Genomic DNA, 3080 nt, shown 5'->3' with positions numbered 1-3080 from the left:
CTCTTTCTTATTAGTGTCTTAATTTTTTTAATTAAACTTATTTTTTGGAATAATTTTCAACAATTTAAAATTTAAAATAAGATGATTTTAAACTTTTTCAAGTTTAGATAATTTATTTTAAAATACTCATTTTATAAGATTGTTTTACGTCTATATTAATCGAATACTAATATTAAATTAATAAAAATTTAATATTGTCAGATTTTTGTGTAGTTTTAAGGCGCAATAATTTATGATAAATATAGATGAAAAAATATTCTAATTCACTTCATTATGATAATTTTTTTCCAGTATCAAAATCAGAAGTAAGCACCGCTAAAAATTTTTTAGAAGAACTTAAGGCTTTAGCAAGAATGACTTATGGATGTGTATATATTATGGATTTCATCACTGAAAAAATTGAAATACTTTCAGGAAACTCAGCTTTTTTTTCTGGTTTAGCATGTGATGATATTGAAAAGTTAGGCTATAATTACTATAGGAGATATACTACAAAGGATGGTCTTGAAATATTAAAAAAAGTTAATAGTTCAGGGTTTAAATTTTTCGAGTGTCTGTCAAATGATGAAAAAAAAGCATATACTATTTCATATGATTTTCAGATGTTAGATATCAATAAAAATAATGTATTGATAAATCATAAAATGAGTCCGGTTGAGATTTGTGAAAACGGTGATATTGCTAAAGTAATTTGCGTCGTGTCATATTCAATAAATCGAAATTCAGGAAATATCTGTGTGCAATCTAATGATTATCAAATTTGTTGGAGATTTAATCATATTATAGATAAATGGTATGAAGAACCCAAGATCATTTTAAAAACAAGAGAAATTGAAATTATCAGACTCTATCTTCAGGGGCTAAAAATCGATGAGATCGCAGAACGACTTTTTATATCTCCAAACACAATAAAATTTCATCGAAGTAAATTGTTCGAAAAAATAGGAGTTAATAATATTACCGAAGCATTATCATATATACGAGCAAATAACTTGCTTTAGTATCTTGGGAAATTCTCATGTAAAAACGGTCAAATACTATCTAATCATTACTGCTAAGCAGATTTTGGATATGCAAATAAAATTTCAAGTATTAGTTAAGCAGCATTTTTATAAATTTTGTTTTTATTGTTAAATTCTTCTATTGTTTGATAATTCAGGGAGCTGTGGCGTCTTTTTTTGTTGTACCAGACTTCGATGTATTCGAAGATTTCCAGCTCCATTTTTTCTTTTGTGATGAGCTTGTTGCCATAAATGAGTTCCGTTTTCAAAGATGAAAAAACTCTCTGCTATTGCATTATCCCAACAGTTTCCTCTGCGGCTCATACTTCTTGTAACGGCAAAAAATTCCAAAGTATTTGCAAATTTTCTGCTTGCATATTGCAGACCTCTGTCGCTATGAAAAATTAATTCTTCAGCTTTAATTTATCAACAGGACAAAGAACGCTGATTTCGGCATCTCCTGCTAGTAACGCAAATGATGGTGCTCACTGTGTTAATGCACCTATTACATTCAGCACAGATTTGTATGTTACTAAAACAGATGCAACATCAATATATATTCCGGAAACCACAACAACCTATACTATTGTTGTGGGTAATAACGGACCATTTGGTGTGCAGGGAGCCACAGTATCAGATCCTGTACCACCTGGTATTCCATCAGCCAATATCACCTATACTGTTGCTGTAGCCGGAAACGCAACAACTTCTATTACGGGTTCACAGACTGGTGCAATTAATGATGTCGTTTCATTGCCGGTAGGAGGTACTATAACATATACCGTTGTTTTGACAATACCCATAACTTATACTGGAAATTTATCAAATACTGTTACAGTCTCTGTTCCTTCCAATATTACAGATACCAATACTCTTAATAACTCAGCAACTGATGTTAATGTGCAGTCTGCATGTTTCAATACCGTTACTAATACAGCAGCGGGAATAGACACAAAACATGGAATTACTGTTCTAAAGAGAGCCGGTATAGAAAATGGTAATTGGCCAATGAATATAAAATCTGCACATACAGTCTTAGAATCCAATAATCAAGGGTTCGTTATCACGCGAATTTCAACCGCCAATTTAGGAAATATAGTCAATCCACAAGAAGGGATGTTGGTTTTTGATACGACTGTAAAATGTCTTAAAATATACTCAGATGGAGCATGGAAATGTTTTTCAACTCCAGCTTGTCCATAATTAAAAAATATAAAAAATGAAAATAATAAATATATTCATAATAGTAGGTTTTTCCTTATTTTACACTTCTGCATTTTCCCAAATTGTTATTGGAGATGAAGTAGGAACGGCAGCTAATAAAACTTCAGTATTGTTAGAGTTTGCCAATAGTGGTAATAAAGGTATTGTATTGCCATATGTAAGAACACTTCCTGCTTTACCTTCCGAAGGTACATTACTGCTTGATGCAGTTAATCCCGCACAATCCAGAGTAAAATATTATAATGGAAGCTCTTGGATCGATTTAAGCAGACAGAATGGTGATGTAACTTTTGCTTTGTCTACACAACCAACTATATTCGAGATTCCTGGTGCTAGAGTGATTATCGGTTCAGATACTTCTCCAGCGAATGGGGTTCTGGTATTGGAATCAGCTACTAAGGCTATGGTTTTGCCAATGGTCAGTGATGTAAATAATATTCCAAGCCCTTCTGCCGGAATGATGGTTTATGTAAACAAAGCAGGGTCTAAAAGACTTGCAGTCTATAATGGCTCAAGATGGTCATTCTGGGCTCCCTAATTGACAAGTTAATAATATAAAAATATTAGTCATCCGCCTCACAAATGAGGCGGATTTTTCTTGTGTACCAAACAAGAATCGGTGTGTACATTTGGCAGGCGGTACGACTAGAAGGTTCATCAGTGAAGAATATAACGCTGGAACTGGAGAAGTATCTTGGTAATTAATTCATTATTTTTGTCGGATATAACATTTAAAAAGATGTTAATAAATGAGAAGTAAACAAAACAAGATACATAAATTCAGGTCTTTATCTGAGTTTCATGTGATGTTTGCATTACCAAAACCTGAACATCCGCTGGTTAGTTTTATCCGGT

General features: G+C 32.4%; 4 protein-coding genes. 3 read left to right on the top strand and 1 reads right to left on the bottom strand.

The genetic code is table 11. The features are described 5' to 3' along the window. The first annotated feature begins 245 nt into the window (after positions 1 to 245). Positions 246 to 1001, top strand: a complete 756-nt coding sequence (locus AB671_RS20655) for a response regulator transcription factor (RefSeq protein WP_066681580.1) — start codon at positions 246 to 248, stop codon at positions 999 to 1001. A 95-nt stretch (positions 1002 to 1096) separates the two neighbouring features. On the opposite strand, the gene AB671_RS23095 is transcribed toward AB671_RS20655, so the two are convergent. Continuing rightward, the gene (locus AB671_RS23095) at positions 1097 to 1222 is read right to left on the bottom strand and encodes an IS3 family transposase (protein WP_410492669.1); all 126 of its coding nucleotides are present in this window, start codon (positions 1220 to 1222) and stop codon (positions 1097 to 1099) included. A gap of 301 nt (positions 1223 to 1523) precedes the next feature. On the opposite strand from AB671_RS23095, the gene AB671_RS20645 reads away from it, so the two are divergent. Continuing rightward, positions 1524 to 2204 (top strand): DUF11 domain-containing protein, encoded by a 681-nt coding sequence (locus AB671_RS20645; protein WP_066681575.1) that lies wholly within the window; start codon positions 1524 to 1526, stop codon positions 2202 to 2204. Positions 2205 to 2220: 16 nt separating this feature from the next. Then, positions 2221 to 2763, top strand: coding sequence for a hypothetical protein (locus tag AB671_RS20640; protein WP_066681573.1), 543 nt, complete (start codon positions 2221 to 2223; stop codon positions 2761 to 2763). Positions 2764 to 3080 lie beyond the last annotated feature (317 nt).

The organism is Chryseobacterium sp. BGARF1 (assembly GCF_001677955.1).
Classification (GTDB): Bacteria; Bacteroidota; Bacteroidia; order Flavobacteriales; family Weeksellaceae; genus Chryseobacterium.
Note: the sequence above shows the minus strand (reverse complement) of the source record. Positions and strands in the feature narration are given on the sequence as shown.